An 11,756-nucleotide genomic window follows, 5' to 3' on the forward strand; every position below is an offset into this window, starting at 1 on the left:
CCAATCTACCCGCCGCGCGAGGGTCAGCTGCAACTGGCCTCCCGCAGGTACTCCCGTTACTGGGTACCGGAACTGGCCCCCGCAGCTGGGCAATAGTTTATTCAACAGCTAAGGCCGGCACCCCCGGAACTAATTCCATGAGTGTGCCGGCCTTGGCCATGCAAATTTCCTGTCAGCTTTACACTAGGAGCGAAGCGCCCGGAATAGCGTTGAGCAGGTCCTGCGTGTAGCGCTGCTTGGGGTTGTTGAAGACCTCGTCAGTGGAGGAAGCCTCCACCACACGGCCCGTCTGCATCACTGTGACATGGTCCGCGATCTGGCGCACTACCGCCAAGTCGTGGGTAATGAACAAGTAGGTCAGGCCCAGCTCTTCCTGCAGTTCGTTCAGCAGGTTAAGCACCTGAGCCTGGACCAGAACATCCAACGCCGAGACGGCCTCGTCGCAGATGATCACATCCGGATTCAGCGCCAGAGCCCGCGCAATGGCAATGCGCTGACGCTGTCCACCAGAGAGCTCGTTCGGGTATCGATTCATAGCCGAGGTCGGCATCGACACCTGTTCCAACAGCTCGCGAACTTTCTTCTCCCGCGACTTGGCATTACCAACTTTGTGGATCTTTAGCGGCTCTTCAATGGTCCGATAGATGTTGAACATCGGGTCCAATGAGCCATAAGGGTCCTGGAAGATGGGCTGCACACGCCGACGGAAGTTAAACAGGTCCTTGCCCTTGAGGCTATTGACCTCTACGCCTTCGAACAAGATCTTGCCCTCGGTGGGTGCCAGCAGGCTCAAAGCCATCTGCGCCACCGTTGACTTTCCCGAGCCCGACTCCCCCACGATCGCCATGGTGGTGCCGCGCTTAACGCTCAATGAAACGTTGTCGACGGCCTTGAAGTCGGTTGACTTGCCCAGGGCCCCACGGAGCTTAAAGACCTTCGTGAGGTTTTTAATCTCCAGGAACGAATCTCCTGACGTGTCAGCCTGGATCGGCTCCGCCTTTTTCAAGGACGACGTCACGTGCCCGGCGGGTTCAACCGGGGTGCCGAGATCCTCTGCGGCCGCTGCCAGTGCGTCCTTTGCCTTCTGCGACTGCAGTCGCCGTGACGCCAATGACGGCGCGGAGTTAACCAGACGCTGCGTGTACGGGTGCTGCGGGTTGCGAAGGATTTCCAATGCGGGACCCGATTCAACCACCTGCCCCTTGTACATGACCACAAGCTTTTCTGCACGCTCCGCGGCAAGACCGAGATCGTGTGTAATAAGTAGCACGGCCGTGCCCAACTCACTTGTCATCCGGTCCAGGTGGTCCAGAATCTGCCGCTGCACCGTAACATCCAAGGCGGATGTAGGCTCATCGGCAATGAGCAGTCGCGGACGGCACGCCAGGCCAATGGCGATCAAGGCCCGCTGACGCATACCGCCGGAAAACTCGTGCGGGTACTGCTTTGCTCGAGCTTCGGCGTCAGGCAATCCGGCCTCGGTGAGCACCTCTGCTACCCGTGCCTTGGAATCGGCCCCAGCCAAACCATTGGCTTGCAGTGTTTCCTTAACCTGAAAACCAATTTTCCACACTGGGTTCAGGTTGGACATGGGATCCTGAGGCACCATACCAATGGAGCTTCCGCGGAGTTCAACGATCCGCTTCGAGCTGGCTTTGGTGATGTCCTCACCATCAAAGATGATTTGGCCGCCACTCACCCGGCCATTGCTGGGCAGCAAACCAATCGCTGCCAGCGCCGTAGTCGATTTACCGGAGCCTGACTCGCCCACAATGGCCACAGTCTCACCGGGCATGATCGTCAGATCTGCCTTGCGTACCGCATGTACGGGACCATTGGCAGTTTCAAAAGTGATGGCCAGATCCTTGATTTCAAGCAAGGGGACATCGGTTTCTTTGGCGGAACGTTTCACGTTCATGCCCTCGTCATTGGCTGACATATGCTCACCGCTTCCTTGCTTTAGGATCAAGTGCATCACGCAAGGCATCGCCGAGCATGATGAAGCTCAAAACCGTGATCGAGAGTGCAACAGCTGGCCAAAGCAATACTCCGGGGTTGTTGCGCACCTGGGGCTGCGCCGAAGCAATATCATTGCCCCACGACATGGTGGATGGCGGCAGACCCAAACTAAGGAACGACAGTGTTGCCTCGGCCACGATGAACGTGCCCAAGGAAATACTGGCAACCACAATAATTGGTGCCAGCGAGTTTGGAAGTACGTGACGCATCAACGCCTTGAAACGGGACAGACCCAATGCCCTGGCTGCCGTGACGAAGTCCGCATTGCGGTTCTCCAACACAGCCCCACGGGTAATACGAGCAATTTGGGGCCACCCAAAGAGCACCAGAGCCACAACTACTGTCCACACACTCCGGTTATCACGGAAGGATGGCAACTGGTTGATAACAATGGCGCCCAAGATCAATGGCAGTGCGAAGAAGATATCACCAAGTCGCGCCAGGATCATGTCCAACCAGCCGCCATAGAAGCCAGCCAAAGCGCCCATGATTCCACCGATGATCAGCACACCAATGGTGGTGAAAACACCAACCATCAAGGATGCTCGGGTGCCGTAGATCATGCGTGAGTAAACATCACAACCCTGCAGGGTAAACCCAAGGGGATGCCCTGATCTGGCTGGCTCTGACGAGTTAGCCAAGGTGCAGTCGGTAGGTGAAACTTGAACAAAAAGTTGTGGGAAGAACGCCACAACAAGTACCAACAGGATCAAAATGGAGGAAATAAGAAATAGCGGCTGCTTACGCAAATTCCGCCAGGCGTCCGCCCAGAGGCTTAGCGGAGCAGCAGTTTCATCGACATTGTCAATGGCTGCTAATGGAGTTTCCTCCAACGGGGCAACATAATGTTCAATGACACGGTGGGAGATTTTACCCTGGCGTGGGGCGTCAACGGCCCGCTTCGTGGGGTCTTTATCGGGAGTCAGGTTCTCAGACATAACGAATCCTTGGGTCGAGCAGCGCATACAGAAGGTCCACAACGAGGTTGGCCACGACGAACACGATGACTAGGACGCCAACGACGGCAACCACCGTTGCACTTTCGCCCTTCAAGATGGCTTGATAGAGAAGGTTACCAACACCGGGGACGTTGAAGATTCCCTCGGTGACAATGGCGCCACCCATGAGCCCACCCAAGTCGGCACCTAGGAAGGTGACCACCGGGATCAGCGAGTTGCGCAAAATATGAACCACAACCACACGACGTCGGCTAAGACCTTTTGCAGTGGCCGTACGGACGTAGTCAGCATTCATGTTTTCACTGACGGATGCCCGGGTTAGGCGGATGACGTAGGCCAATGAAACTAGGCCTAGGACCAAGGCCGGCAAGACCAGTTCGTTCCACGGCGCGGTACCTGTCACGGTGGGGCGGGCCCAACCGAGTTGGACACCAATTACCAGCTGCAGGACGAAGCCCAAAACAAAGGTGGGCACCGCAATAACAACCAAGGAAGCTACAAGGACGGTGCTGTCGAACAGCTTGCCCTTGCGAAGACCGGCAATGACGCCAAAAAATACGCCAAAGATTGCTTCGAATGCCAGAGCCATGATGGCCAGACGTGCCGTGACGGGATAGGCACGGCCAATAACTGCCGCAACCTCCTGACCGGAGAAAGTTTGACCAAGGTTAAGTGTTACAAGATTTTTCAAATAAAGGCCATATTGCACCCAAAATGGTTGGTCAAGGTTGTACTGGGCACGCAAGGCAGCTTCCACGGCCGGGGCCATGGGCTTGCCACCTGAGAGCGCCGCAATAGGGTCCCCAGGTGTTGCGAAAACAAGAAAATACACCAACAAAGTGGCGCCAAAAAAGACTGGAATCAGCTGCAGGAAGCGGCGGAAAGTGAACATCAGCATTGAAGTGTCACCTCTCGCCAGCATTCAGTTAGCAAAACGTTCATTATATTACCTGTTCGGATAGTGGTCGGTACAGCGTACCGAGCGGGATCCACCGCAATGATCTGCACGGATGGAACATACTTCCTTCTTTCTCGCGCAAACACAATGGGGCCCCGGCCCAAAGGCCGGGTCCCCATTGTTACGCCGCGGCAGTAATTACTAAATTACTTGGCGGTCACATTGTAGTACAGGGGAACGCCGTTCCAGCCGAACTCTACATTGTTGACGTTGTTGCTCCATACGCCCTGAACAGCCTGGTACCACAGGGGTACAACCGGCAGGTCCTTGAGCAGGATCTCCTGGGCTTCGTTGAAGATCTTGTTACCGTCTTCAACGCTTGTTGCGGCCAGGCCTTCAGCCAACTTGTCATCAAATGCCTTGTTGGAGTAGTTACCATCGTTTGAACCAGCTCCGGTGGCGTACAGCGGGCCAAGGAAGTTGAACAGTGACGGGTAATCTGCCTGCCAGCCGGCACGTGATGCACCGGTCAGCTTCTTGGAGTTCACCAGGGCACGCATCTCCTTGAAGGAGGTGACGGGGTTGAGCTCAGCCTTGATGCCCAAGTTCGTGGCAATCTGGTTGGCCATAGCCGTGATGTATTCCTTGTTACCGGCACCGTCCACGTTGGAGGTAACGGTGAAGACCTTATCTGCGGGCCAGGGAGTAATGGCGTCAGCCTTCTGCCACAGTTCCTTGGCCTTGGCAGCATCAAACTTCAGGACATCGCTGCCCTTCAGAGCGGCTTCATAACCATCCAAAACGGGTGAGGTGAACTCCGTGGCAACCTTCTTGTTGCCGTAGAAGATCTTGTCGATGATCTGCTGGCGATCAATGGCCATGGAGATTGCCTGACGGCGCAGAATGCCGGCTTCACCTTCAAATTCAGGAAGGTAGCTCGGGATGACCATTGTTGCGTTACCAGCGTAAGGCTGGTTAACGAAGCGGCCTTCAAAGTCCTGCTTGAAGTTCGGCAGGCTGCTCGGCGGAACCTGGTCCAGGACATCCAACGTGTCAGACTGAACGCTGGTGTACGCAGCATCAAAGTTAGTGAAGATTGAGAACGTCACGCCACCATTTTTAGCCTTGCGCGGTCCGTCATAGTTCTCGTTAGGCACCAATGCGATGCTGACGTCATGCTTCCAGCCGCCTTCAGCCAACTTGTAGGGGCCGGTTCCAACAGGGTTCTCGCCGAAGGCCGCGGTATCTGCATAAGCAGACTCGGGCAGCGGGTAGAACGCCGTGTAGCCAAGACGCAAGGGGAAGTCAGATTCGGGCTGGTTCAGCTCGACTGTGAAGGTGCTGTCATCAACAACCTTCAAGCCTTCCATGGTTTCTTCGGTGGCGCCTTCTGCGCTGACCTTGTCGTAGCCCTTGATGGACTCGAAGAAGTAGCTGTTCAACTGAGCGTTCTTAGCAGCCGCACCGAAGTTCCAAGCGTCAACAAAGTTCTTGGCCGTTACCGGGGTACCGTCGCTGAACTTCTTATCAGTCTTGATTTTGATGGTGTAGTTCTGAGAATCTTTAGTCTCGATGGAGTCTGCGATCTCATTAACGATCTGACCCTTAACGTCATAGCTGACCAAGCCAGAGAAAAGCAGGTCCATAACTCGTCCGCCACCAACTTCGTTGGTGTTGGCGGGGAGCAGCCCGTTGCCAGGCTCGGTGCTGTTAGCTGTAATAACCTTGCTGGTATCGCCGCCGGCATTGCTGCCACCGTCACCTGCGCCGCCGCCACATGCCGTGAGGGACATAGCCAAAACGGCTACGATTCCCAGTGCCTTGGAAGTGCGTGTGAAACGCATTCCGCCTCCTTGATTTTCTAATGGTTTCGAGTGGAATCATGAAAACCGCATATATTTCAGGTTCGCCATCGAACCCCGCAGTGTTCCAACTCATACCCCACAATCTTAGTCATGAAATATTACTTGCAAGTAAGCCAGGGCACATTTTGGGAAGATCTTTACCGAGATGAGACTTTAGACACAAGAGTCCGCCCCGGTTTCTACCGGGACGGACTCTTATAGGGAGCAATAAAACCGTTTACACGGGTGAGGCTATGACTTGGCGCGGGCGCGGAACGCCTTGGCGCGGTCACCGGCGTCCAAGATGAGTTTCCGGATGCGGATTGCTTCCGGGGTAACCTCAACGCACTCGTCTTCGCGAGCGAATTCGAGGGATTCTTCAAGGGTCAGGTTGCGCGGCGGGGTCATGTTCTCGAAGGTGTCCGAGGAGGCTGCACGCATGTTGGTGAGCTGCTTCTCCTTGGTGATGTTCACGTCCATGTCATCGGAACGGGAGTTCTCGCCAACGATCATGCCTTCGTAAACCTCCGACGTGGGCTGCACGAAGAAGTTCATGCGTTCCTGGAGTTTGATCATCGCGAACGGGGTGACAACCCCTGAGCGGTCAGCCACGATGGAACCGTTGTTGCGGTATTCGATGGAGCCGTGCCACTGCTCGTAGCCCTCGGCCAGCGAGGAAGCGATACCGGCACCGCGGGTATCTGTCATGAAGCGGGTGCGGAACCCGATCAGGCCACGGGCCGGAACGATGAATTCCATGCGGCACCAGCCGGTGCCGTGGTTGGCCATGTTAACCATGCGGCCCTTGCGAGCTGCCATGAGCTGAGTGACGCCGCCCAAGTACTCTTCGGGTACGTCGATGGTCATGTGGTCCATCGGCTCGTGGGTCTTGCCGTCAACCTGAATGGTCACAACCTGCGGCTTGCCCACGGTCAACTCGAAGCCTTCGCGACGCATCTGCTCAACGAGGATGGACAGAGCCAATTCGCCACGGCCCTGAACTTCCCAAGCATCTGGACGCGCGGTCGGGAAAACTTTCAAGGAAACGTTGCCGATCAGTTCCTTGTCAAGGCGATCCTTGACCTGGCGGGCAGTGACTTTGGCGCCCTTTACCCGTCCGGCCAGCGGTGAAGTGTTGATACCGATGGTCATGGAGATAGCCGGCGGGTCAACCGTGATTAGCGGCAGCGGCTGCGGGTTTTCCAGATCGGTCAGGGTCTCACCAATGGTGATGTCTTCAATACCGGCAACGGCCACGATCTCGCCGGGGCCAGCAGACTCTGCAGGCACACGGGTCAGCGCCTGGGTTGCCAGTAGTTCGGTGATCTTGACGGGCTTGATGGTGCCATCGGCACGCGCCCAGGCAACGGTCTGGCCCTTGCGCAGGGTGCCGTTGAAGATACGCAGAAGAGCCAAGCGGCCCAGGAAGGGGGAAGCGTCAAGGTTGGTGACGTGCGCCTGCAGGACACCTTCCGGGTTGTAGGTGGGTGCGGGGATGTGCTCGATGATGGTCTTGAACAGCGGCTCAAGATTGTCACAGTCAGGGGCGGCACCGTTTTCGGGCTGGTTCAAGGAGGCGCGGCCCAGTTTGCCGGATGCGTAAACAACCGGAACGTTCAGAACGGCGTCGAGGTCAAGGTCTGGAACTTCATCAACCATGTCAGAGGCGAGGCCCAGCAGCAGGTCCATGGACTCCGCAACAACTTCATCGATGCGAGCATCGGGGCGGTCTGTCTTGTTGACCAACAAAATTACGGGAAGCTTCGCGGCCAGTGCCTTACGCAGCACAAAGCGGGTCTGTGGCAGCGGTCCCTCAGAGGCATCCACGAGCAGAACAACGCCGTCAACCATGGACAGTCCACGCTCAACTTCGCCACCGAAGTCGGCGTGGCCGGGCGTGTCAATGACGTTGATGGTCATGATTTCACCGTTGGCTGACGGGCCGTTGTAGGCAACCGTGGTGTTCTTGGCCAAGATGGTGATGCCCTTTTCGCGCTCCAAGTCGCCGGAGTCCATGACGCGCTCAGCAACATTGCCGTGTTCGGCGAATGAGTGCGTTTGCTTGAGCATGGCGTCGACCAGTGTGGTCTTGCCATGGTCAACGTGCGCCACAATGGCGACGTTGCGCAGGTCATTGCGCGAGGCTGTGTTGAGAGAAAGATCGCTCATGGATGAAGACTCGTTTCAGTTGGGCCCGGCTGCAGGCCCGGAAGGGCTAAAGCAGAAAGTCACATTGATAATTGGCCGTGGAGAATCGGCAGATAACACCATTCTAGTCGTACTGACAAATACGGCCTCCCCACTTTATCCCATAATTGGCCTAATTTTTGCCATCTGGGCACTTCTTCCTTCCTCCAATGCCCGCCTGGCCCCGGTTTTTAGCACTTATAGAACGACGGCGGTGGGTAAGTTTCGTGATGAAACTCACCCACCGCCGTCGTACTTCATGGACTTCGGTGAGAGACCAAGGGCTCTGAAGTTCAACCGTTATGGAAGCCGGGCAAACTTTCCGCGCACCACTTCGCCGGGGCGCTGATCTGCGGGTATCTCCGAGACGGTGAGCTGGCCGTCATCGGTGAGCGGCAACGCGGCGAGTTGATGAGTGCCGTCAGTATTCACTTTAATATTGGCAACAACAGGCTCGGCCCCAAGCTTCCAGCACTGGGCAACAATTACCCCTTCACCGGCCGTGGCTGCATCCGCAACGGCACCATCAACAACTTGTTCAACAAACTCCAGAAGGTCAGCGTCTTCAAGCAAGGGTAGGCAGACGTATTCACTCATGGGCTGCAGAAAAATTGCCGCCCGCGCCCCTACCGCCTCCACGACGTACGTGGGAAGTGCCGACTGGGGACCGACCCGAATCACCTGGTACCAGGTGTGTGCACTGGCGAGGATTCTGGCGATGACTTCGGCATCACCTTGCAAAATGATCTCTTCGCCATCTCGCTGGAGGGAATCCCTGATGTTCAGAGTTCCCATTCCTGCGCGGATCAGGTCACTGTCCTCGGGAATTTCAGCCAAGTTCAGAACCTTGCGACTCTGATCGATTTCTGCTCCCGCGTTGAAAGACATCAAAGCAAGAATTTCGTGGCTGGTGATGCGGTAGGCGCTCTCGGGAAGATCTAAGATGTTCATGGGTTCCTTGCTGTGTGCTGTTTAAGGGATTGCCGGGAGACGATGCGATTGGCAGGAACTAATCGAAAATGAGCCTACCTCCCTGCTGCTTCTCTAATCGCTTCGCCCGTCTCGCGGCCCGAAGTTTCTGCTAGATCCAAAGCCCATTCCCACGGGCCTGCATACAAATCCCAAATGCGCTTTGTAAGGGGCACGTCGCCTGAGATCATGGAGGCGACTCCCCATACGAACGAGACAATGCCCACGGTGATTCCGGCGCGTCTGCTCGGCCCCAAAACTGCTGTTGCCAGTGCTAAGACGGCCCCTACAACCCCGTCTGCGACACGGAAAGGGTCATCATTCATAATTCCGGACCAGATGTCCAGCGCACCGACAAGGATGCCGGCACCCCCAAGTAACCAGCCGCCATATTTCATGGCCGTGAAAATTTTGGGGGCATGTTCTTCAAGTTCTCCAAGACTCACAGTCCAGCCGAACGTGTCCGCAACCCATTTCAGTACATTGACAAGCGCGGAAGACTGAGCCTCTTTGTCACCTAAGAACTCTTCTAGCAAGTAGTCGATACCGCTAGGTGCGGGCCGGTATTCCGGATCCGTGAAAACATCAGGTGGCATCCCAGCCTCCCTGGGCATACCACTGATGGCTATGGGGTAAAGGCTGCCACCGTTCCCAGTGTCCGCACTGGCTTTTTCTTGCTCCGTTGCCTGAGCCAACAAGAGTTTGGAAGCATCCTCAAGTCCCGCACAGGCGGTGCGAAGGGTAGGCCTCAGACGCGAGATCCATTGTTGGCGAAAGCGTTCACTATCCGGACCGTGCCAGCGTGATTGAGTAACAGCGGATTGCAAAGAGACTGCCACCTTCTCCAACGCCTGCCCCGAGAGACTCATGGATTTTGCCAGCTCTCTCATCTGGGCTGGATTTGCACCGATCATTCCTTCAGCCACAGCAAGTTCCCTTCAATGCGGCGCACAGCTGACAAAGGCGGGAAGGCCCATTGCGGTGCATCATCTTTGATAGAGACTAGCTTCGATACAACGCCACCGCGATGGGTACATGTCCCCGCGCCGGCAGGTGCCTACTTGACATATGACCACTTGGAAACACTGGCCCATGGACCAATCTCCAAGGGCGAGTATTCCACCCCTGCAACATGCTTACCGCTGGCGCTCAGAGTTGTGCGCTGGAACAGCGGCAACCCATAGCCCGCTTCAATGACAAGCTTGTCAATCTGCATTTTCAACGCGTTTTGTTTGGCTTCATCCGGCTCCGCTGCTAGTTGCGCGGTGAGCTGGTCAACCACAGTATCTGAGAAGTGATTGAGGTTGGAGGCTGCTCCCGTCCGGAAAATTTGAGGCACTTGAACTGAGCCCGTGGAATTCCTGATCCAGCCGTAGAGCGCCACATCAAAGGCACCGTCCTTCAGCGCCGCCAGCCACTCCCCGGCGTTCCTGCCGGCGTCCGTAACTGTAAAGCCTGCCTCTGTGGCTGCGGCCGCAATGAGTGAATATTCCTGGAGCCGGGTGGGGTCATCCTTGTTGTACAGTATCCGCACCGTGGGCCGGGCGCCGTCGAGCAGTTCCTTAGCCTTTTCCATCCCAGGATTGACGGCTCCGGGAGTCTCCGGCGTGGCCTGCGCAAAGGCATTGATGCCACTACTAGCCACAGATTCCTTGTACGGAACATGCCCCGGATGGAACAAAAATGAGTTCAATAGTTGTGCATCTGCATTCAGCGGCTTAGCCACCAGTTCCAGGATCTCTTGTCGGGGAACGGTACGCAGGAAGGCCGTCCTAAAATCTGGAGGAGAGAGGACTCCTTGGAAGTTAAGCACCACTTGGTCAAAACCCAGTCCCTGGCCCTGTTGGATCTGGACGCCGGCAGATTTTAATCCGGCCAAAGTGTCCAGCCGTTCGCTCGTCACCGCTGGTGAAATAATGTCGGCTGTCTGTGCCTCGAGTGCCCCCAGTTGATTCGCCGGATCACTTTCATAGTGCACAGTCAAGGTATCAAGTTTGGGCTCTTCTCCCCACATGTAGTCTGCGTTGGGAGTAAGAACTAATTCCTTCTGCGCGGTGATTGCCTTCACCAGGTAGGGGCCATTGGAGAGAGCCAACGAAGGGTCGGGCATACTCTTGGTGTCGAAGCCTGTGTTCCAAAAATCGGCAACCTTGCGCAGAGTTGGGTTGGCAGGCCCGGGGTTGGCTGCATCGCCTTTAGATAAAAGTTGCATCAGGGCGCTCAGTGCCGGAGCATCCGCAAGCCCCGAACGGATGGCCACAACATGTGCCGGAACACTCACAGTTGTCCCCAGTGCGGTTTCCCAATCGGAAAAAGGAGTGGTGTATGTCAGTGTCAAGGACATCCCATCGTCACCGATAACGGGGACTTCGGTCTGAGCAAGGCCTGTGTTATCTCCGGCTGTGTGGAAATATGCTGTGCCTGTTGTGACGGCAAAATTCTCATCCAAGGTTGCATCATTGAAATAGCCTGATTCCGCAGCCCACTCCAACAACAAGTCATCTGCGGTGACGGGCGCCCCATCAGACCACTGAACGCCACTATTAATGGTGTATTTAATCGTCAGTGGCTGGTCCTTGATCTTCTCGTATTTACCAAACTTTTCATTCTTCACAATTTTCAGGTCAGTGCCCACATGATTGAATCCTGAGTGAGTGGCTGCTTCGATCCGAGTGTTGGTTGAAGTGCTGCCTGTGACGCTGCTGGCGTTAAATGAGGTGAATGGCGCACTCTCGAGAACAGTGACGTTTCCGCCGGGGGTAGGGGTTGGCGATGTTGTGGATTCGTTGGGTGGTGGCGGCGTGCTTGTGCATGCCGCCAGGGTGAGAGCCAGCGCCGCGGCCATGGCCAGTACTTTGGAAATGCGTCCGGGCCGCATTC

General features: G+C 56.1%; 8 protein-coding genes. All 8 read right to left on the reverse strand.

Annotated elements, in window-relative coordinates; translation table 11 throughout:
- Positions 1 to 178: 178 nt before the first annotated feature.
- Complete coding sequence (locus tag AAFM46_RS13045; protein ID WP_283530995.1) at positions 179 to 1,939, reverse strand: ABC transporter ATP-binding protein; 1,761 nt, start codon at positions 1,937 to 1,939, stop codon at positions 179 to 181.
- 4 nt (positions 1,940 to 1,943) lie between these two features.
- Complete coding sequence (locus AAFM46_RS13050; RefSeq protein ID WP_283530996.1) at positions 1,944 to 2,957, reverse strand: ABC transporter permease; 1,014 nt, start codon at positions 2,955 to 2,957, stop codon at positions 1,944 to 1,946.
- Positions 2,950 to 3,876 (reverse strand): ABC transporter permease, encoded by a 927-nt coding sequence (locus AAFM46_RS13055; protein WP_283530997.1) that lies wholly within the window; start codon positions 3,874 to 3,876, stop codon positions 2,950 to 2,952. Before AAFM46_RS13055 ends, AAFM46_RS13050 begins: the two co-directional genes overlap by 8 nt.
- Positions 3,877 to 4,082: 206 nt before the next feature.
- Entirely contained in the window at positions 4,083 to 5,720 is a 1,638-nt protein-coding gene (locus AAFM46_RS13060; RefSeq protein ID WP_283530998.1) for an ABC transporter substrate-binding protein, read from the reverse strand.
- 252 nt (positions 5,721 to 5,972) lie between these two features.
- Positions 5,973 to 7,889 carry a translational GTPase TypA gene (gene typA, locus AAFM46_RS13065; RefSeq protein WP_283530999.1) on the reverse strand — a complete coding sequence of 639 codons (1,917 nt, stop codon included), beginning with the start codon at positions 7,887 to 7,889 and terminating at the stop codon, positions 5,973 to 5,975.
- 318 nt (positions 7,890 to 8,207) lie between these two features.
- The gene (locus tag AAFM46_RS13070; protein WP_343318222.1) at positions 8,208 to 8,858 is read right to left on the reverse strand and encodes a hypothetical protein; all 651 of its coding nucleotides are present in this window, start codon (positions 8,856 to 8,858) and stop codon (positions 8,208 to 8,210) included.
- Positions 8,859 to 8,932: 74 nt separating this feature from the next.
- A complete protein-coding gene (locus AAFM46_RS13075; protein ID WP_343318224.1) occupies positions 8,933 to 9,802 on the reverse strand; it encodes a hypothetical protein in 870 nt (289 codons plus the stop codon).
- Between the two features lie 131 nt (positions 9,803 to 9,933).
- Complete coding sequence (locus AAFM46_RS13080) at positions 9,934 to 11,754, reverse strand: ABC transporter substrate-binding protein (RefSeq protein WP_343318226.1); 1,821 nt, start codon at positions 11,752 to 11,754, stop codon at positions 9,934 to 9,936.
- Between the last annotated feature and the right edge of the window lie 2 nt (positions 11,755 to 11,756).

This window comes from Arthrobacter sp. TMP15, assembly GCF_039529835.1.
GTDB lineage: Bacteria > Actinomycetota > Actinomycetes > Actinomycetales > Micrococcaceae > Specibacter.